The organism is Pseudomonas sp. NY8896, assembly GCF_039634505.1.
In genome coordinates this window covers 5533265-5551347 of the sequence record NZ_CP132350.1, presented here as the reverse complement: position 1 = coordinate 5551347, position 18083 = coordinate 5533265, and the positions used below count along the sequence as shown (strand labels likewise).

Here is an 18083-nt window from a genome sequence, read left to right as displayed (position 1 = left end):
ACGGGCTCCCTATGCCTGCAGTGTTATGAAAGACTAAGCGTCAATTCGCCGTTTGCCACCGAGTCTTCATGCCCGCCCTCGATCACCCCCTGATAGACCAGTTTCTCGACGCCCTGTGGCTTGAAAAAGGCCTGTCCGACAACACCCGAGTGTCCTACCGCAGTGACCTGGCCTTGTTCAATGGCTGGCTGCAGGAGCAGGCAGTGTCGCTGCCGGATGCCGGCCGCGAGCTGATCCTCGATCACCTGGCCTGGCGCCTCGACCAAGGCTACAAGCCGCGCTCCACGGCGCGCTTCCTGTCCGGCCTGCGTGGTTTTTTCCGCTACCTGCTGCGGGAAAGGCTGGTGGCCATCGACCCGACCTTGCAGGTCGACATGCCACAACTGGGCAAACCACTGCCCAAGTCACTCTCCGAAGCCGATGTCGAAGCCCTGCTGCAGGCACCGGACCTGGGCGAAGCCATCGGCCAGCGCGACCGTGCCATGCTCGAAGTGCTCTATGCCTGCGGCCTGCGCGTCACCGAGCTGGTCAGCCTGACCCTCGACCAGGTCAACCTGCGCCAGGGTGTGCTGCGGGTAATGGGCAAGGGCAGCAAGGAGCGCCTGGTGCCCATGGGTGAAGAGGCGGTGGTGTGGCTGGAACGCTACCAGCGCGATGGCCGCGCCGAACTGCTCAACGGCCGCCCCAGCGACGTGCTGTTCCCCAGCCTGAGAGGCGAGCAGATGACTCGCCAGACCTTCTGGCACCGCATCAAGCATCATGCCCGGGTTGCTGGCATCGACAAGCCGCTGTCGCCGCACACCTTGCGGCATGCCTTCGCCACCCACCTGCTCAACCACGGTGCCGACTTGCGTGTGGTGCAGATGCTGCTGGGCCACAGCGACCTGTCGACCACGCAGATCTATACCCACGTCGCCAAGGCCCGCCTGCAGCAGTTGCACGCCCAGCACCACCCGCGTGGATGAATGTTTTTCATGTTCCGCCGGCCGGTCCTTGCCAGCCCCTTCACCGGCAGCGTGATGTGGTAGGCTTGGGCGGTTTGCACCAAGGGCCGCACGGTCACCGCGTATTTTCCGCAGGTGGCGCCCTCCGGCCCCTGTCCGCCTTCAGGAGTTCCCATGCGCGTGACCCAGTTTTTCGCCGCCGCCGCTTTGGCGCTGGCCAGTACCTTTGCCGTTGCTGCGGCAACCGATAGCAACGCCGGGGCCGAGCAGGCCATCCGTAAATCGTTGCAGAACCTAGAGCTGGAAGTGCCCGTGGAAAGCGTGGCCAGCAGCCCCCTCAACGGCCTGTATGAAGTCAAGCTGCAGGGCGGTCGCGTGCTCTACGCCAGCGCCGACGGCCAGTTCGTGATGCAGGGTTACCTGTTCCAGATCCAGGACGGCAAGCCGGTCAACCTCACCGAGAAGACCGAACGTCAAGGCATCGCCAAGCTCATCAACGGCATTCCAGCCGCCGAGATGGTGGTTTATCCTGCCAAGGGCGAGACCAAGTCGCATATCACCGTGTTCACCGACACCACCTGCCCGTACTGCCACAAGCTGCATGCCGAAGTGCCCGAGCTGAACCGTCGCGGTATCGAAGTGCGCTATGTCGCGTTCCCGCGTCAGGGCCTCGGCTCGCCGGGTGACCAGCAGTTGCAGGCGGTGTGGTGCTCCAGCGACCGCCGTGGGGCGATGGACAAAATGGTCGAAGGTGAAGAAATCAAGGCCGCCAAGTGCACCAATCCTGTCAGCAAGCAGTTCCAGCTGGGCCAGTCGATCGGTGTCAATGGCACGCCGGCCATCGTCCTTGAAAGCGGCCAGGTCATTCCGGGCTACCAGCCGGCACCGCAAGTTGCCAAGCTGGCACTTGCCAAGTAATTCAATCAAGTACGCCGTCGTCATGGGGTGACGGCATGTTTCACGGTCGGCAAGCGTGTCGACCGTTCAATGGGGAGTTCACAGTGAAACCGGTCAAAGTAGGCATCTGTGGGTTGGGGACCGTCGGTGGCGGAACCTTCAATGTACTTCAGCGCAACGCCGAGGAGATTGCCCGCCGTGCCGGGCGCGGTATTGAAGTGGCACAGATCGCCATGCGCTCGCAGAACCCGAACTGCCAGATTACCGGTACCCCCATTACCGCTGACGTGTTCGAAGTTGCGAGCAACCCGGAGATTGACATTGTCATCGAGCTGATCGGTGGCTATACCATCGCCCGCGACCTGGTGCTTAAGGCCATCGAAAACGGCAAGCACGTGGTCACCGCCAACAAGGCGCTGATTGCCGTGCACGGCAACGAAATTTTCGCTAAAGCCCGCGAGAAGGGCGTCATTGTCGCCTTCGAAGCGGCTGTGGCCGGTGGCATCCCGGTCATCAAGGCTATCCGCGAAGGCCTGTCGGCCAACCGCATCAACTGGCTGGCCGGCATCATCAACGGCACCGGCAACTTCATCCTCACCGAAATGCGTGAGAAGGGCCGCGCCTTCCCGGACGTGCTCGCCGAAGCGCAGGCGCTGGGTTACGCCGAAGCCGACCCGACGTTCGACGTCGAAGGCATCGACGCCGCGCACAAGCTGACCATCCTGGCGTCCATCGCGTTCGGCATTCCGCTGCAATTCGACAAGGCCTACACCGAAGGCATCACCCAGCTGACCACGGCGGACGTGAACTACGCCGAGGCCCTGGGCTACCGCATCAAGCACCTGGGTGTTGCCCGTCGCACCGCCGAAGGTATCGAGCTGCGCGTGCACCCGACGCTGATCCCAGCCGACCGCCTGATCGCCAACGTCAACGGCGTGATGAACGCCGTCATGGTCAACGGTGACGCGGCCGGGTCTACCCTGTACTACGGCGCGGGCGCTGGTATGGAGCCCACCGCTTCGTCGGTGGTCGGCGACCTGGTCGACGTGGTCCGTGCCATGACCTCCGACCCGGAAAACCGCGTGCCGCACCTGGCCTTCCAGCCAGACTCGTTGTCGGCCCACCCGATCCTGCCGATTGAAGCCTGCGAAAGCGCCTACTACCTGCGCATTCAGGCCAAGGATCACCCGGGCGTACTGGCCCAGGTGGCCAGCATTCTCTCGGAGCGTGGCATCAACATCGAGTCGATCATGCAGAAGGAAGCCGAGGAGCAGGACGGCCTGGTGCCGATGATCCTGCTGACCCATGGTGTGGTCGAGCAGCGTATCAACGATGCCATCATCGCCCTGGAAGCCCTGCAGGACGTGGTCGGCAAGGTTGTGCGCATTCGCGTCGAACAGCTCAACTAACAAAATTAGTGCCGTCGGGCCGCCAGCGCGGCCCCGGCCCCAGCATCGAAGGTTTGCACCCATGCGCTATATCAGTACCCGCGGCCAGGCACCGGCCCTGAATTTCGAAGACGTGCTGCTGGCTGGCCTGGCCAGTGACGGCGGCTTGTACGTGCCGGAAAACCTGCCACGCTTCACCCAGGAAGAAATCGCCTCGTGGGCCGGTCTGCCGTACCACGAGCTGGCTTTCCGAGTGATGCGCCCGTTCGTCGAAGGCAGCATCGCCGACGCCGACTTCAAGAAGATCCTCGAAGAAACCTACGGCGAGTTCGCCCACGCGGCGGTCGCACCGCTGCGCCAGCTGAACAGCAACGAATGGGTGCTGGAGCTGTTCCACGGCCCGACCTTGGCGTTCAAGGACTTTGCCCTGCAGTTGCTCGGCCGTCTGCTCGACCACGTGCTGGCCAAGCGCAACGAGCGCGTGGTGATCGTCGGCGCCACCAGTGGTGACACCGGTTCCGCCGCCATCGAAGGCTGCCGCCGTTGCGACAACGTCGACATTTTCATCCTGCACCCGCACCAGCGCGTGTCGGAAGTGCAGCGTCGGCAGATGACCACCATCTTCGGCGACAACATCCACAACATCGCCATCGAAGGTAACTTCGACGACTGCCAGGAAATGGTCAAGGCCAGCTTCGCCGACCAGTCGTTCCTCAAGGGCACCCGCCTGGTAGCCGTCAACTCGATCAACTGGGCGCGGATCATGGCCCAGATCGTCTACTACTTCCACGCAGCGCTGCAGTTGGGCGGCCCGGCGCGCTCGGTGGCGTTCTCGGTACCGACTGGCAACTTCGGCGACATTTTCGCCGGCTACCTGGCGCGCAACATGGGCCTGCCGGTCAGCCAGCTGATCGTCGCCACCAACCGCAACGACATCCTGCACCGCTTCATGAGCGGCAACCAGTACGTCAAGGACACCCTGCACGCGACCTTGTCGCCGTCGATGGACATCATGGTCTCGTCCAACTTCGAGCGTCTGCTGTTCGACCTGCACGGCCGCAACGGGGGGGCGATTGCCGAGCTGATGGCCAACTTCAAGCAAGGTGGCGGCTTCAGCGTCGAGCAAGACCGCTGGACCGAAGCGCGCAAGCTGTTCGACTCGCTGGCTGTGAGCGACGAGCAAACCTGCGAGACCATTGCCGAAGTATTCGCCGCCACCGGTGAAGTGCTCGACCCGCATACCGCGATCGGCGTCAAGGCTGCCCGCGAGTGCCGCCGTAGCCTGGATACGCCGATGGTGGTGCTGGGCACCGCGCACCCGGTCAAGTTCCCGGAAGCGGTGGAGAAGGCCGGTGTGGGCAAGGCGCTGGAACTGCCGGCGCACCTCAGCGACCTGTTCAGCCGTGAAGAGCGTTGCACGGTGCTGGCCAATGACCTGAAAGCTGTACAGGGCTTTGTCAGCCAGCACGGCAACCGCGGCAAGCCGCTGTAACCGAGTGGGTTTGCGGGGCCGCTACGCGGCCCCAGCTTCTCGGACTTTTCCCACGATCGCCTCTGAAAAGCCCTATTCAGCCTGCTGGGCGCAACGCCTAGATTAGCCGGTCCTCCCATCCGGAGCGGCTCATGCACCAGACCTACGTGTTGATCCACCAGGCACGCCCATCCCACCAGATCCTGCTGCACCAGGCGCTCAATAGCCAGGGTGTCTTCAACGTGCGCATCAGCGCGAGCACCGGTGACCTGGATGCCTGCCTCAGCGCTGAGCATCGCCCCGATTTGCTGATCCTCGACCACGCCATGTCAACGCGGGCCGGTCTTGCCTTGCTCGCCCAGCAACACAATGCGCGCGCATTGCTGTTCGTCGGCCAGCCCGCGCCCAATCGTCAAAACCTTGCCCAAGAGGCCAGAAAACGCGGCCTGTGGGTGCTCGCCGAGCTGCCCTGGCCGCTGTCGATGCCGGGCCTGCAGCACGCCCTGCAAACACTGCAGGTGCGCCCAGGGCGGTGTAGTAAAGCTGTCATGTCGGCCCCGCATGCTCACTGAGACAGCCGCAGTGTGACGAACTTTCCGCTGTGCCTGTTGGTCAGTTCCTTTAGATCCCACCACGCAGCGAGTGATCCGGATGGAAAGAATCTGCAGCCTGCTCAACGACGCCCTAGCCCCCTATCAGGCACACCTCGGCAGCGCCGATGCCAGTGGCAATCGCCAATTGACCGTTCATGACCGCCTTGCCGGTATTACCTTGCGGCGCATGGTCAGCGAGCGACAGTTGCAGGAGCAACGCCTGCTGATAGATTTGGTGGATGGCTTGCACCGTGACTTGCAAATAGCAGAAGGGCGTTTGCAGCCGTGTGTGATTGCCGCATTGCAGCAGCGTCAGCAACCCCAGGGAACCTTTGCCTGAGTGGCTTATCAGACACAGTAGGGGCAGCCGGCCAGCGCTTTGCTCCGGCGCTGGCAGGGCTGTCACGGGAAGTCTCCAAGGACTTTCGCTTGGCCCCGGGCGTCTTCCCCAGCGTCCGGGGTTTCTTTTTGGGTTCTGCGCAGTCCCCTGTAGGCACGGCTTTTTTTGGCGCGATGGGCTGCAACTACTGCGCTTCGAAGAAACGCTTGCTCTCTTCCAGGTAGTCTTCCTGCAGCGCAGGGTCCAGCCAGCGCGCATACAGCGCCGGCAATACATCCTGGCGCAGCCTGGGTAACAGCTGATCGATATGCGCAATCGCTTCGCGCCCCAGAGGGTTGTCCGAGCAACCCACATGCAGAAACTGATAGCGTTCTACCCCCTGCACAGGATGAAACTGGTAATCAGCCAGTGAACCACCTTGTTGCTGGATGAGATAGCGCACCTCAGGCCAGTAGCCGAGCACCAGGCGCAAACGCCCCAGTTGTTGCATCTGCAGCAGGTTGGCAGTGGCGTCGTTGCCATAATGGCGGCTGAGCGCGGTGTCGGGCAACTGACGCAGAATGGCGTCGATCTGCGTGCCGTAACTGCGTTCTGCAACAATCCCCAGCTTCAGCGCGTTGTTGCTCAGCAAACCATGCAGGTCTACCTGCTGGCCGTCGAGGTAGGGCGCCATCAGCGCCTGGTTTTCCTTGCGCAGCACCAGCCCGCCGCTGACCACACCCAGCGACGGCATGGAAAAACGCACGTATTCGGCCCGTTCCGGGGTCCATAGCAGGGTCGGGTCGCAGGTGAAGCTGTTGCGGTCTTGCAGCATCTGAAGGCCGCGGGCGCGGTTGACCCGCAAAATGGTGTGGTCGTACTCGGGCATCTGCCCGATCAGCAGTGGCAACAACTGGTCGATCACCCCCTGGCCTTTTTCCGGGCCTTCGAAAATGGTGAACGGCGGCAGGTCGCGCACCAGCCAGAAGATGTGTTCCTTGGCACTGACAGGCTGTAGCAGCAGTGCGGGCAATAGCCCGCACAGCAGGACCAGGTGACGTAGGCAGCGGGCCGCGCGCATGAAACCGGGCAGCGCCAGAGTCAGACCGTGCCTGCTACGCGCAGGCTGGCGATGGCCGCCGCGTCATAGCCCAGGCTGGCGAGCAGTGCCTCGGTGTGCTCGCCAAGGGCCGGGCCGACCCATTCGCTGGAACCGGGGGTCTCCGACAACTTGGGCACAATGCCGGGCATGCGAAATGGCTTGCCATCCGGCAGCTTGGCCTGCAGGAACATCTCGCGTGCCAGGTACTGCGGGTCGTTGAACATGTCTTCGGCTGAATAGATACGGCTGGCCGGTACTTCGGCGGTGGTAAGCACCTGCATCAATTGCTCCAGCGGCAGGCTGTTGGCCCAGCGATCGATCACCCCGTACAACTCGTCACGACGCAGGTCGCGGCCGTCGTTGCTGGCCAGGGTCGGGTCGTCGGCCAGGTCGTCGCGGCCGATCGCTTGCATGAAGCGCTTGAAGATCGCATCGCCGTTGGCGCCGATCTGCACATGCTTGCCGTCGGCGCTGGTGTGGATGGAGGAGGGCGTAATGCCTGGCATGATGTTGCCAGTGCGTTCGCGGATAAAACCGAACACATCGAATTCCGGGACCATGCTTTCCATCATGGCAAAGATCGCTTCGTACAGCGCCACGTCCACCACCTGGCCCTGGCCGCCATTGACTTCCCGGTGGCGCAACGCCATTAGTGCGCCGATCACCCCCCACAGGGCGGCAATCGAATCACCGATGGAAATGCCCGTGCGCACCGGCGGGCGGTCGTCGAAACCGGTGATGTAGCGCAGGCCGCCCATCGACTCGCCCACCGCGCCGAAGCCCGGCTGGTCTTTCATCGGCCCGGTTTGGCCAAAGCCTGACAGGCGCACCATTACCAGGCGCGGGTTCAGCGCATGCAGTACATCCCAGCCCAGGCCAAGCTTTTCCAGCACGCCTGGGCGAAAGTTTTCGATCAGGATGTCGGCCTCGGCCAGCAGGCGCTTGAGAATCTCGCGCCCCTCGGGGTGCTTGAGGTTGAGGGTGAGCGACTGTTTGTTGCGGGCCTGCACGAACCACCATAGCGACGTGCCCTCGTACAGCTTGCGCCACTTGCGCAACGGGTCGCCGCCATCGGGCGATTCGACCTTGACCACCTCGGCGCCGAATTCGGCACAGATACGCGAGGCGAAAGGCCCGGCGATCAAGGTGCCGAGTTCGACAACTTTAAGGCCGGCGAGGGGTTTGCTGGGCGTCGACATGGGGCATCCGTGGCAGTTGGGCAGTGCCGTGGTTTTATCACACGTCGGTTTCGCCGGGTACTGCTGCGGCGCATGGAAGGTGCGGATGGGGTAGACTGTGCCACTTTTCTTTTGCACGAAGCCCGTCGACCATGGCCCAGCCGTCCACCACCTACAAGTTCGAATTGAATCTCACCGACCTTGACCGCAACGTCTACGAAAGCGTCAAGCAGACCATCGCTCGCCACCCTTCGGAAACCGAAGAGCGTATGGCGGTTCGTCTGTTGGCGTATGCGCTCTGGTACAACGAGAACTTGTCGTTTGGCCGTGGCCTGTCGGATGTCGATGAGCCGGCGCTTTGGGAAAAGAGCCTGGACGATCGCGTGTTGCATTGGATCGAAGTGGGCCAGCCAGACGCCGACCGCCTGACCTGGTGCTCGCGCCGTACCGAACGCACCAGCCTGCTGGCCTACGGCAGCCTGCGGGTGTGGGAGGGCAAAGTGGTGAGCGCGGTCAAGAACCTGAAGAACCTGAGCATTGCCGCTGTACCGCAAGAGGTGCTGGAAACCTTGGCGACCGACATGCCGCGCAGCATCAAGTGGGACGTGATGATCAGCGAAGGCACGGTATTCGTCACCGACGACCGTGGCCAGCATGAGGTACAACTGCAGTGGCTGCTTGGTGAGCGTGGCTGAAGCAACCCATGCGCATCGAACCTCGCCCTCTGCCGCCGACCCTGCCATTTCTGGGTAATCTGCCACCTTTGCTCACCCGTCTGTACGCCGCGCGCGGCGTGCAGAGCGAGGCCGAGCTGGACAAAAGCCTGGCGCGCCTGCTGCCGTACCAGCAGCTAAAGGGCATCGAGGCAGGTGTCGACCTGCTGGTCGAGGCGCTCGACCAGCGCCAGCGTATCCTCATTGTTGGCGATTTCGATGCCGACGGTGCCACCGCAAGCACCGTAGGGGTGCTGGGCCTGCGCCTACTGGGTGCGGCCCATGTCGATTACCTGGTACCCAACCGCTTCGAGTATGGCTATGGCCTGACCCCGGAAATCGTCGAAGTGGCGCTGCAACGCCAGCCGCAACTGCTGATTACCGTGGACAATGGCATTTCCAGCGTCGAGGGTGTGGCGGCGGCCAAGGCCGCTGGGCTCAAGGTGCTGGTCACCGACCATCACCTGCCAGGCCAGCAGTTGCCCGACGCAGACGCCATCATCAACCCCAATCAGCCGGGCTGTACGTTCCCCAGCAAGTCGTTGGCCGGAGTAGGGGTGATCTTCTACGTGCTGATGGCCCTGCGCGCGCGACTGCGCAGCCTGGGCCGTTACGAGACGCAAGCACAGCCGAACATAGGCGAACTGCTCGACCTGGTCGCGTTGGGCAGCGTTGCCGACGTGGTGCCGCTGGATGCCAACAACCGCATCCTGGTGCACCAGGGCCTCGAGCGCATCCGCGCCGGTCGTGCCCGGCCAGGGCTGAAGGCGATTCTCGAAGTGGCCCGCCGCGATCACCGGCGTATCACCTCGACTGACCTGGGTTTCATCCTCGGCCCACGGCTGAACGCCGCCGGTCGCCTGGACGACATGAGCCTGGGCATTGAATGCCTGCTGTGCGAAGACGCGGCACTGGCCCAGGACATGGCCCAGCAGCTAGACGACCTGAACCAGGACCGCAAGTCCATCGAGCAGGGGATGCAGCGCGAAGCCCTGGCCCAGCTCAAGGACCTGCCGGTCGAGTCGATGCCGTATGGTCTGTGTTTGTTCGATGCCGACTGGCACCAGGGTGTAATCGGTATTTTGGCGTCGCGCCTTAAAGAGCGTTATCACCGTCCAACCATTGCCTTTGCCGATGCCGGCGAAGGCATGCTGAAAGGCTCGGCGCGTTCGGTACCAGGGTTCCATATCCGCGACGCGCTGGATGCCGTAGCGGCCCGCCACCCGCAACTGATCAGCAAATTCGGCGGCCACGCCATGGCGGCGGGGTTGTCGTTGCCTGAAGGCAATTTCCAGGCGTTTGCCGAGGCGTTCGACGAAGAAGTGCGGCGCCAGCTGCGCGAGGAAGACCTGACAGGCCGGCTGTTGTCTGATGGCAGCCTGGCCGTGGAGGAATTCCACCTCGACCTGGCCAAGGCCTTGCGCCATGCCGGGCCGTGGGGCCAGCATTTCCCCGAGCCGCTGTTCCACGGCGTGTTCCAACTGGTGGAGCAGCGCGTGGTGGGCGAGCGGCACCTGAAGGTGGTGCTCAAGAGCGAGTGTGGTTCGGTGCGACTGGATGGCATCGCCTTCGGCGTTGACCGCGAAGTGTGGCCGAACCCGACCGTGCGCTGGGTCGAACTGGCGTACAAGCTGGATGTGAACGAGTTTCGTGGCAATGAAAGTGTGCAGTTGATGATTGCCCACATGGAGCCACGCTGAGCCCAACGCGAAACCTGTGTGAGCGGGCATGCCCGCTCCCAGAGGGCCGGCGGCGGGTTCAGGGCTTGTGCAGTACCTGTGGGAGCGGGTTTACCCGCGAACACCGGCAAAGCCGGTACCATTCACCGCGTCACATTCTTCGCGGGTAAACCCGCCCCCGGTGTCAGGTGCAACGGCTATTGACTGATCTCGGATTGTTTTTTCCGCTGCCGGTTTTGCCAGTGCATTACGCCTGCTGCGACAAACGAGGCCAAACCAAGCAGTGAGAAGAACACAATGCCTTCCACTGCTTCCCGGTTGTACGTCTCGATCACATACTTTTTGATTGATGGATCGTACAGAATCTCTTCGCTGGTCGATAGTCGCCTGACAGTTGGACCGGATAAAGAATCTTCGATTTCAACAAACAGCGGTGTTGCCTTACTCAGATCGGCGGCGTCGAAGCGAGCTTTCTCTGCATAAACCCATGTTTCGATCCGCTTACCGGCTGGTTCGTTGTAAGCAATTCCAAAACCGTAATACGACCTGTCATGGCTCCAAATTTGAGGCTTGGATACAAGGGTGGCTGGGACGCGTACCCATGGGGCGTTTACTAGTTGTGTGCTATCTCTCCAGCTTGTTAGGTAGAAAGGGATAAAACATAAGAAAATGGAGCCGATGAGTAACATGCATGTCATGCGCCTATGTGGCTCTAATTCCTTCATCATTTCGATCCACGCACGCCAAGTCAGCATCAGTAAAATTTCTCCTAAGGATGATGTTTTCTAACGATACTTGTCCTGCTGAGGTGCGGTGCAGCAAGCGTATTTGTCTTGGCCCCCACCAATTATGGTGGTGATCGATGGAGGCGGGCCTACGGGTGGTTGGCCATTGATGCTTTCAATTCCCAGAGTAATTGTGGCGCCACCACCAGTAGGCAAAGGGGGTTGAACAGGTAGGTTTACGCCACCGTAAATAAGTGACTGGGCCCCATTGTTGATTTGAAATAGGTCCAGCTTTCTGGTATCTAGCTGGATCTCCAGGGTGTCAGGGTGCCATGTAATTACTTGTATCAATCCACCGAAATGACTTTTTATGGCGTCTGGATCCGTAATTTCTAAGCTTGGGGATAGTATCGATGTGCCCGTTTCATTGGATATGTCATGTGATTTTAAGCTGCTCATGATCGGAGCTATTGCGGTCGCGATATTTTTTGCTAGCTCCGAGTTGTATGTGCCTACCAAACTGGCACCCAGCGCGACACCGGTGAACACGCCTGCGGTCAAAGGGGCCCCCGCCAGTAGCGCAAACCCCGCTACCACGCCCGCCACGTTGCCTACAAGGTTAATGTAATCACCATAATTCGGCTCTTTTCCAGGCTTGGATTCAGCAACGATCTTCAAAAATGTGACTGTGCCCGCCAGTGTGTTAGTAACGATATTTAGAAATGGCACCGCTCCCGCAGTCATTTGCGTAACAGACAGCACGGAGGCAATGGCGCTGCTGGTCTGTGCAGTTTGCACGACTAGCGAGAAGCCTTGGTTGTCGGTGTTAAACTGGTCATGCACCGCGGCAGCTGCGCCCGCATTAAATCCCGATTTTCCGATCCTATCGACCATTGCGACAAATATTTCGAATCGTTTGCTCATAACTTGAAATCCTTGTTCACAGTCTTAAATGCAATGGTCGTGCGCAGGCGGTCGCAATCTATGGTTGGCGATTTGGCACGGTGCGGCATTTCGCCATTAAAAATGGCAAAACGCCCTGGTTTCGGCAGTGCTGCGGCAATGACGTCGGTCTTGGCATCATTGCAAAAAAGAAGCTCACCTCCCCATGTCGTAGCCCAATAGTCGTTACAGAAAAGGACTGCTGTATGCCCTGGTTCACTGGGTAGGTTGTCCCGGTGGATCGGACTGTCTTGCCCGGAGGTTTGGCCGTTTGCATATACGCCAACCAATCTGGCATTTTGCATGTGCAGGGCGGATAAACGTTGCCAAATGCTGGCGAGAAATCCCCAACTTGGGTTTTTGCTCAGCTCTTCCTCACAGCATCCCAATGATTCTCGCTTGCTTCCGGCGATGAAAAAGTGCCAGCAGGGGCGGGCGAATGGTGTGGAGTTTACTGGCCAGTCATATCGCCAATGAGCGTTTGAGAACGCATTGTTAAGCTGGGCTTGCTCTTCGGGTGTGATGATGTTGTCTATGATGCCTACATCGCTAGATGTAAATTGTCGTTTCATTAGCTATCTCTCTATCGTGCTCATCTTCATTGCCTTGCAGGCGGTAGTTTCGGGTGCAAGGAAACGTTAAATAATTTCAGCTGACTAATCGATAGGGTGAGAGAGTTGCTGGTTGAGAAGACTTTCGGAAGCGGATGTGGCTCTTCAGGCAATTGTGCGTGCGAAATTTCCAGTATGCCCGGCATGCCGGGGCAAACAGGTATATACGGGGGTGGCAAACCTTCCATGTTTGGACGGATCGCTGATCCTTAACAGAAAATTATTAGCGTGGTCGTCAATGCGCCATGCCTAATTCAGCATCATCCATGAGTGCTTTGGCCATTGCGCTGAGAGAGTGCGCAGCCCAGATCATCATGGGCTTTTCATCCATCAGGCCGACGATAGTGAGTTCTCTTACGTAGCCCATCAGCTCCGAAGCCTGTTCTCGGGCGTCTCGGCACGGAATGCCTGCTTCGATACGAAACAGTGGATGGGTCTGGTTTTCACTTTGAAGGAAAGTGGTCTTGCCGACGGTGAATTGGGTGTCTTCGGTGCTCATTGATCCTCTCCTGATATTTTTCGAGAGTCTGTCCTGGCGTCTTTGCGGGTGAACCCGATCCCACGGGGGACCACATACATTAAGTCATGCACAGCACTTGCGGGAGCGGGCTCACCCGCGAAGGCCGGTGAATAAAGCCTCAATGCTTGCAGTGTGTTGTCAGAGGAGGAGAAATGAGGGGTGGATCAGGAACTGTCTGTTTCATATCAATCACTCGTAGATTTGCTGATTGACCGCCTTCTCCGATTCCACACGAAGGGTGGCAATTGTACGCGGTGTGGAATCCAGGCTACGAGCAAACCCGGTAGGCTTTGCGGCCTTCCGCGCACAACTGCCATGACGACAGCTACTCGGTAATGGGTCGGGATTCCACCCCCGGACGCTGACGATCAGCGACCAGCCAAGGCTAGAGAATCAGTATTCCAGCAACAATCAGACGCGAGTCGACAGGACTTGTAGGTTATTTCCTCAGGCTAGGTTTCACCAGATCTGAGTCGTAGGGAACATCTGAAATTCCTATCAGGTATGGGCCCGCTAAAATCTGCCTTTGACCGACCGCCAGCCACCCCAAAATCCCACGGAACATCCCCCCCACCCATTCTGGTCTAGTCTGAAGTTATGACCGGACCTGGGCCAGGGACGTGCAATTGAGTGTCCGGGCCGGATCACCATTGGAGTCCTTGGGAGGTGCCCTCATGAGCCTGCTGCTTGAGCCTTACACCCTGCGTCAGCTGACCCTGCCCAACCGCATCGCCGTCTCGCCGATGTGCCAGTATTCCGCTATCGATGGCCTGGCCAACGATTGGCACCTTGTCCATTTAGGCAGCCGCGCCGTTGGTGGTGCGGGCCTGGTGATCACCGAAGCCGTGGCGGTCACCGCCGATGGCCGCATCACCGCCGAAGACCTCGGCCTGTGGGACGACACGCAGATCGCCCCGTTGCAACGCATCACTCGCTTCATCACCGCCCAAGGCGCCGTGCCCGGTATCCAGCTGGCACACGCCGGGCGCAAGGCCAGCACCTATCGCCCATGGCTGGGCAGGCAGGGTAGTGTGAAGCTCGAAGACGGCGGGTGGCAGCCGGTGGGCCCTTCGAAGATCGCCTTCGACCCGCAGCACACAGCGCCACGCGAGCTGACCGAGAACGAGATCCAGGGTGTTATCGACGCCTTCGTTGCCTCGACTGAGCGCGCCTTGAAGGCCGGTTTCAAGGTGGTGGAAATTCATGCTGCCCATGGCTACCTGTTGCACCAGTTCCTCTCGCCGCTGAGTAACCAACGCCGCGACGAGTACGGCAGCTGCTTCGAAAACCGCATCCGCCTGACCTTGCAAGTGGTGGAGGCCGTGCGCAAGGTCTGGCCGGCCGAGTTGCCATTGTTCGTGCGGGTATCGGCAACCGATTGGGTCGAAGATGGCTGGAACCCCGATGAAACCGTTGAACTGGCCCGACGTCTGCGAGGGTTGGGCGTAGACCTGATCGATGTGTCCTCTGGCGGGACCTCGGTAAACGCCGAAATCCCCACCGGCCCTGGCTATCAGACCCGCTTCGCCGAGCGCGTGCGCAAGGAATCGGAAATCGCCACCGGCACCGTGGGCATGATCACCGAACCGGCCCAGGCCGAGCATATTTTGCGCACCGGCCAGGCCGATATCATCTTCCTCGCCCGTGAACTGCTGCGCGACCCGTACTGGCCGCTGCATGCCGACGATGACCTGGGCGGCAACAAGGCGACCTGGCCTGCGCAATACCAGCGCGCGACCAGCCGGGCCAACCCGATTCACGAGTCGGATCTGCGGGACTGATCCAGGCCTTTACGCGGTTGTTGTAGGAACGCATGCGCGCACCTACAACAACCGCGTATGTTCAGCGGGCTAGTGCTTGATCATCACATGCCGCACGCAGGTGTAATCCTCAAGTCCATACATCGACATGTCCTTCCCATACCCTGAGTGCTTCTGCCCGCCATGGGGCATTTCACTGACCAGCATGAAGTGGGTATTCACCCAAGTGCAGCCGTACTGCAAGCGCGCCGCCAGGCGGTGGGCGCGGCCTGTGTCGCGGGTCCATACCGATGAGGCCAGGCCGTAGTTGGAATCGTTGGCCCACTCAAGCGCCTGCGCTTCGTCGGTAAAACGGGTGACCGACACCACCGGGCCAAACACTTCGTTGCGCACGATCTCGTCGTCCTGCAGGGCATCGGCCAGCACGGTCGGCTCGAAGAAGAAGCCATTGCCGTCAATCGCTTTGCCACCGGTTACCAGGCGAATGTGCGGCTGGGCGATGGCCCGCTGCACCAAGCCTGCGACCTTGTCGCGGTGCTGGGCACTGATCAGCGGCCCCAGCTCGGTGTCCTCGGCCTCCTGCAGGCCGGGCTTGAGGCTGGCGACGGCTTCACCCAGGCGCTCGACGAAGCGTTCGTAGATGCCGTCCTGCACATACAGGCGGCAGGCAGCGGTGCAGTCCTGGCCGGCGTTGTAGAAGCCGAAGGTGCGGATGCCATCGATGGCGGCGTCGATGTCGGCGTCGTCGAACACCAGTACAGGGGCCTTGCCGCCCAGCTCCATGTGCATGCGCTTCACACTGTCGGCGGTGGCACTGATGATGTGTGCACCCGTGGGGATCGAGCCGGTCAGCGACACCATGCGCACCTTTGGATGGTTGACCAGCGGGTTGCCGACGGTCTGGCCGCGGCCAAACAGAATGTTCAGTACACCCGGTGGCAGCAGGTCCTGGGCCAGCTCGCCCAGGCGCAGGGCCGTCAGCGGGGTCATTTCGGAGGGTTTGATCACCACGGTATTGCCGGCTGCCAGGGCCGGGGCGATCTTCCAGGCCAGCATCATCAATGGGTAGTTCCACGGGGCAATCGAGGCCACCACGCCCAGCGGGTCGCGGCGGATCATCGAGGTGTGGCCTGGCAGGTATTCGCCGGCCGCCAAGCCGCCCAGGCAACGCGCCGCACCGGCGAAGTAGCGGAACACATCGGCAATCGCCGGGATTTCGTCGTTCAGCGCGGCGCTCAGGGGCTTGCCGCAGTTCTGAGATTCCAGCCGGGCCAGTTCATCGCCGTGGGCTTCGATGGCGTCCGCCAGCGCCAGCAAGGCCTGCGAGCGCTCTTTGGGGCTGGTTTGCGACCAGCTGTCGAAGGCCAGGTCGGCAGCGCGCACGGCGCTGTCCACCTGGGCCTCGGTGGCTTCGTTGATCTGCGCCAGGGCGGTGCCCTGCGCCGGGTCGAGCACGGTCCAGGCGGGGCCTTGGCCCGCGACCAGTTGGCCATTGATCAGCATCTGCGTTTGCATCGGGGACTCCTCCAGGGTCATTTGCCACTGCCCGCGACGCTTTCGCCGCCACGGGTCAGGTAATAGGCGCCAAGGATTGGCAGCATGGTCACCAGCATCACCAGCATGGCGACCACGTTGGTCACCGGTACGTCACGCGGGCGGCTGAGTTGGTTGAGCAGCCAGATCGGCAGCGTGCGCTCGTGGCCGGCGGTGAAGGTGGTGACGATGATTTCATCGAACGACAGGGCAAAGGCCAGCATGCCGCCGGCCAGCAGCGCCGAACCGAGGTTGGGCAGGATGATGTAGCGGAAGGTCTGCCAGCCATCGGCGCCCAGGTCCATCGACGCTTCGATCAGGCTCTGCGAGGTGCGCCGCAGGCGGGCGATCACGTTGTTGTAGACGATCACCACGCAGAACGTGGCGTGGCCGACCACGATGGTGAACACACCAGGCTCGATCCCCAAGGTCTTGAACGCCGAGAGCAGGGCGATGCCGGTGATGATGCCGGGCAGGGCGATGGGCAGGATCAGCATCAGCGAAATGCTCTCCTTGCCGAAAAAGCTGCGCCGGTACAGCGCAGCCGAGGCTAGTGTGCCCAGTACCAGCGCGATCAGCGTGGCGAGGCAGGCCACCTGCAGTGACAGCTTGATTGCCTCCAGCACATCGGGCCGGGCGAAGGCCACGCCAATCCACTTCAGGGTGAAGCCCTTGGGCGGGAAGCTGAACGCGGCGTCTTCGGTGTTGAAGGCGTACAGAAAGATGATCAGGATCGGGAAGTGCAGGAACAGCAACCCGCCCCAGGCCGCCAGGCGCAGCCCCGGTGATGCTTTTTCAGAGTGCATCGAAGGCCCCCAGGCGCTTGACGATGGACAGGTACACCGCGATCAGCACGATGGGCACCAAGGTGAACGCGGCAGCCATCGGCATGTTGCCAATCGCCCCCTGCTGGGCATAGACCATGCTGCCGATGAAGTAGCCGGGCGGGCCGACCAGTTGCGGCACGATGAAGTCGCCCAGGGTGAGCGAGAAGGTGAAGATCGAGCCGGCGGCGATGCCGGGGATCGACAACGGCAGGATCACCTGCACGAACGTTTGCCCCGGCCGTGCGCCGAGGTCGGCCGAAGCTTGCAGCAGCGACGGTGGCAAGCGCTCCAGCGAGGCCTGGATGGGCAGGATCATGAACGGCAGCCAGATGTACACGAACACCAGAAAGCGCCCCAGGTGCGAGGTCGACAGCGTGCTGCCGCCCACGCCAGGCACCGCCAACAGCGCCTGCAGCAGGGCATCCAGGTGCAACAACTGGACGAACCACTGGGCCACGCCGCCCTTGGCCAACAGCAGGGTCCAGGCATAGGTTTTGACGATATAGCTGGCCCACATCGGCATCATCACCGCGATGTAGAAAAATGCCTTGGTCTTGCCGCTGGTATAGCGCGCCATGTAGTAGGCGATGGGGAAGGCCAGCACCGCACTGGCCAGCGACACCGCCACTGCCATGCCCAGGGTGCGCAGGATGATGTCGAAGTTCGACGGGTTGAACAGCGCGGCGAAGTTGCCCAGGGTCAGGTCCGGGGTCACCGCCATGGTGAAATCGTCGAAGGTATAGAAACCCTGCCACAGCAGGTTCAGCAGCGAGCCCAGGTAGATTGCGCCGAACCAGGTCAGCGGCGGTATCAATAGCAGTGCCAGGTACAGGTTGGGGCGCCGGTACAGCAGGTTGGATAGGCCGCGCAGTGTGCTCATG

General features: G+C 61.2%; 18 protein-coding genes. 9 read left to right on the top strand and 9 right to left on the bottom strand.

Annotation, left to right across the window (positions count from 1 at the left end):
- Window positions 1-68: 68 nt before the first annotated feature.
- From xerD to Q9451_RS25000, 6 genes are all read left to right on the top strand, one after another.
- A complete protein-coding gene (xerD, locus tag Q9451_RS25025) occupies window positions 69-965 on the top strand; it encodes a site-specific tyrosine recombinase XerD (protein ID WP_012270763.1) in 897 nt (298 codons plus the stop codon).
- Window positions 966-1118: 153 nt separating this feature from the next.
- On the top strand, window positions 1119-1862 hold the full coding sequence (locus Q9451_RS25020; RefSeq protein WP_012270764.1) for a thioredoxin fold domain-containing protein: 744 nt from the start codon (window positions 1119-1121) through the stop codon (window positions 1860-1862).
- An 83-nt stretch (window positions 1863-1945) separates the two neighbouring features.
- Window positions 1946-3250, top strand: coding sequence for a homoserine dehydrogenase (locus Q9451_RS25015; protein WP_012270765.1), 1305 nt, complete (start codon window positions 1946-1948; stop codon window positions 3248-3250).
- Window positions 3251-3311: 61 nt separating this feature from the next.
- A complete protein-coding gene (gene thrC / locus Q9451_RS25010) occupies window positions 3312-4721 on the top strand; it encodes a threonine synthase (protein WP_012270766.1) in 1410 nt (469 codons plus the stop codon).
- Between the two features lie 131 nt (window positions 4722-4852).
- Window positions 4853-5272 carry a response regulator gene (locus tag Q9451_RS25005; RefSeq protein WP_012270767.1) on the top strand — a complete coding sequence of 140 codons (420 nt, stop codon included), beginning with the start codon at window positions 4853-4855 and terminating at the stop codon, window positions 5270-5272.
- Between the two features lie 79 nt (window positions 5273-5351).
- On the top strand, window positions 5352-5633 hold the full coding sequence (locus Q9451_RS25000) for a DUF3509 domain-containing protein (RefSeq protein WP_012270768.1): 282 nt from the start codon (window positions 5352-5354) through the stop codon (window positions 5631-5633).
- A gap of 184 nt (window positions 5634-5817) precedes the next feature.
- On the opposite strand, the gene Q9451_RS24995 is transcribed toward Q9451_RS25000, so the two are convergent.
- Both Q9451_RS24995 and Q9451_RS24990 read right to left on the bottom strand, forming a co-directional pair.
- A complete protein-coding gene (locus Q9451_RS24995; protein ID WP_012270769.1) occupies window positions 5818-6693 on the bottom strand; it encodes a TIGR02285 family protein in 876 nt (291 codons plus the stop codon).
- Window positions 6694-6713: 20 nt separating this feature from the next.
- Entirely contained in the window at window positions 6714-7913 is a 1200-nt protein-coding gene (locus Q9451_RS24990) for a CaiB/BaiF CoA-transferase family protein (protein WP_012270770.1), read from the bottom strand.
- Between the two features lie 131 nt (window positions 7914-8044).
- Here Q9451_RS24990 and Q9451_RS24985 point away from each other — a divergent pair, with 131 nt between their 5' ends.
- Together Q9451_RS24985 and recJ are read left to right on the top strand one after the other, a co-directional pair.
- Entirely contained in the window at window positions 8045-8587 is a 543-nt protein-coding gene (locus Q9451_RS24985; protein WP_003252169.1) for a YaeQ family protein, read from the top strand.
- 8 nt (window positions 8588-8595) lie between these two features.
- Complete coding sequence (gene recJ, locus Q9451_RS24980; protein ID WP_012270771.1) at window positions 8596-10305, top strand: single-stranded-DNA-specific exonuclease RecJ; 1710 nt, start codon at window positions 8596-8598, stop codon at window positions 10303-10305.
- A 176-nt stretch (window positions 10306-10481) separates the two neighbouring features.
- On the opposite strand, the gene Q9451_RS24975 is transcribed toward recJ, so the two are convergent.
- The 4 genes from Q9451_RS24975 to Q9451_RS24960 form a co-directional block, all read right to left on the bottom strand.
- Window positions 10482-11039, bottom strand: a complete 558-nt coding sequence (locus Q9451_RS24975) for a hypothetical protein (RefSeq protein ID WP_041166390.1) — start codon at window positions 11037-11039, stop codon at window positions 10482-10484.
- Between the two features lie 30 nt (window positions 11040-11069).
- Window positions 11070-11933 carry a hypothetical protein gene (locus Q9451_RS24970; RefSeq protein ID WP_123109229.1) on the bottom strand — a complete coding sequence of 288 codons (864 nt, stop codon included), beginning with the start codon at window positions 11931-11933 and terminating at the stop codon, window positions 11070-11072.
- Complete coding sequence (locus Q9451_RS24965; RefSeq protein WP_012270773.1) at window positions 11930-12523, bottom strand: 2OG-Fe(II) oxygenase; 594 nt, start codon at window positions 12521-12523, stop codon at window positions 11930-11932. Before Q9451_RS24965 ends, Q9451_RS24970 begins: the two co-directional genes overlap by 4 nt.
- Window positions 12524-12797: 274 nt before the next feature.
- Window positions 12798-13061 (bottom strand): DUF3077 domain-containing protein, encoded by a 264-nt coding sequence (locus tag Q9451_RS24960; RefSeq protein WP_012270774.1) that lies wholly within the window; start codon window positions 13059-13061, stop codon window positions 12798-12800.
- 695 nt (window positions 13062-13756) lie between these two features.
- Between Q9451_RS24960 and Q9451_RS24955 the strand changes: the two genes are divergently transcribed.
- Window positions 13757-14863, top strand: coding sequence for an NADH:flavin oxidoreductase/NADH oxidase (locus tag Q9451_RS24955; RefSeq protein ID WP_012270775.1), 1107 nt, complete (start codon window positions 13757-13759; stop codon window positions 14861-14863).
- Window positions 14864-14932: 69 nt separating this feature from the next.
- Here the strand turns inward: Q9451_RS24955 and Q9451_RS24950 are convergent, their stop codons facing one another.
- Genes Q9451_RS24950 through Q9451_RS24940 form a run of 3 tightly spaced genes read right to left on the bottom strand, consistent with a single transcriptional unit; the run spans window position 14933 to window position 18082 of the window.
- The gene (locus Q9451_RS24950) at window positions 14933-16357 is read right to left on the bottom strand and encodes a gamma-aminobutyraldehyde dehydrogenase (RefSeq protein ID WP_041166391.1); all 1425 of its coding nucleotides are present in this window, start codon (window positions 16355-16357) and stop codon (window positions 14933-14935) included.
- Between the two features lie 17 nt (window positions 16358-16374).
- Entirely contained in the window at window positions 16375-17181 is an 807-nt protein-coding gene (locus tag Q9451_RS24945) for an ABC transporter permease (RefSeq protein WP_012270777.1), read from the bottom strand.
- Window positions 17171-18082: an ABC transporter permease gene (locus tag Q9451_RS24940; RefSeq protein WP_012270778.1), complete on the bottom strand. Its 912-nt coding sequence runs from the start codon at window positions 18080-18082 to the stop codon at window positions 17171-17173. Before Q9451_RS24940 ends, Q9451_RS24945 begins: the two co-directional genes overlap by 11 nt.
- Window position 18083: the final 1 nt, after the last annotated feature.

Bases quoted from the DNA above. Each gene is read 5' to 3' on its own strand.
- xerD (WP_012270763.1), top strand. From the start codon at position 69: ATGCCCGCCCTCGATCACCCCCTGATAGACCAGTTTCTCGACGCCCTG.
- Q9451_RS25020 (WP_012270764.1), top strand. From the start codon at position 1,119: ATGCGCGTGACCCAGTTTTTCGCCGCCGCCGCTTTGGCGCTGGCCAGT.
- thrC (WP_012270766.1), top strand. From the start codon at position 3,312: ATGCGCTATATCAGTACCCGCGGCCAGGCACCGGCCCTGAATTTCGAA.
- Q9451_RS25005 (WP_012270767.1), top strand. From the start codon at position 4,853: ATGCACCAGACCTACGTGTTGATCCACCAGGCACGCCCATCCCACCAG.
- Q9451_RS25000 (WP_012270768.1), top strand. From the start codon at position 5,352: ATGGAAAGAATCTGCAGCCTGCTCAACGACGCCCTAGCCCCCTATCAG.
- Q9451_RS24995 (WP_012270769.1), bottom strand. From the start codon at position 6,693: ATGCGCGCGGCCCGCTGCCTACGTCACCTGGTCCTGCTGTGCGGGCTA.
- Q9451_RS24990 (WP_012270770.1), bottom strand. From the start codon at position 7,913: ATGTCGACGCCCAGCAAACCCCTCGCCGGCCTTAAAGTTGTCGAACTC.
- Q9451_RS24985 (WP_003252169.1), top strand. From the start codon at position 8,045: ATGGCCCAGCCGTCCACCACCTACAAGTTCGAATTGAATCTCACCGAC.
- recJ (WP_012270771.1), top strand. From the start codon at position 8,596: ATGCGCATCGAACCTCGCCCTCTGCCGCCGACCCTGCCATTTCTGGGT.
- Q9451_RS24975 (WP_041166390.1), bottom strand. From the start codon at position 11,039: ATGCTGACTTGGCGTGCGTGGATCGAAATGATGAAGGAATTAGAGCCA.
- Q9451_RS24970 (WP_123109229.1), bottom strand. From the start codon at position 11,933: ATGAGCAAACGATTCGAAATATTTGTCGCAATGGTCGATAGGATCGGA.
- Q9451_RS24965 (WP_012270773.1), bottom strand. From the start codon at position 12,523: ATGAAACGACAATTTACATCTAGCGATGTAGGCATCATAGACAACATC.
- Q9451_RS24960 (WP_012270774.1), bottom strand. From the start codon at position 13,061: ATGAGCACCGAAGACACCCAATTCACCGTCGGCAAGACCACTTTCCTT.
- Q9451_RS24955 (WP_012270775.1), top strand. From the start codon at position 13,757: ATGAGCCTGCTGCTTGAGCCTTACACCCTGCGTCAGCTGACCCTGCCC.
- Q9451_RS24950 (WP_041166391.1), bottom strand. From the start codon at position 16,357: ATGCAAACGCAGATGCTGATCAATGGCCAACTGGTCGCGGGCCAAGGC.
- Q9451_RS24945 (WP_012270777.1), bottom strand. From the start codon at position 17,181: ATGCACTCTGAAAAAGCATCACCGGGGCTGCGCCTGGCGGCCTGGGGC.
- Q9451_RS24940 (WP_012270778.1), bottom strand. From the start codon at position 18,082: ATGAGCACACTGCGCGGCCTATCCAACCTGCTGTACCGGCGCCCCAAC.